The following is a 347-nucleotide window of genomic DNA, read 5'->3' on the forward strand; positions in this document are numbered from 1 at the left end:
CGCCTGGGGAGTACGGCCGCAAGGTTAAAACTCAAATGAATTGACGGGGGCCCGCACAAGCGGTGGAGGCATGTGGTTTAATTCGATGCAACGCGAAGAACCTTACCTACTCTTGACATCCAGCGAATCCTTTAGAGATAGAGGAGTGCCTTCGGGAACGCTGAGGACAGGTGCTGCATGGGCTGTCGTCAGCTCGTGTTGTGAAATGTTGGGTTAAGTCCCGCAACGAGCGCAACCCTTATCCTTTGTTGCCAGCACGTTATGGTGGGAACTCAAAGGAGACTGCCGGTGATAAACCGGAGGAAGGTGGGGATGACGTCAAGTCATCATGGCCCTTACGAGTAGGG

Annotated in this window: 1 rRNA gene; it reads left to right on the forward strand. The window is 53.9% G+C overall.

What is annotated here, in order from left to right:
- Window positions 1-347, forward strand: a 16S ribosomal RNA gene (locus BHE89_RS22840); the annotation flags it as partial.

Source organism: Shigella sp. FC1967, from assembly GCF_001743005.1.
Taxonomy (GTDB): domain Bacteria; phylum Pseudomonadota; class Gammaproteobacteria; order Enterobacterales; family Enterobacteriaceae; genus Proteus.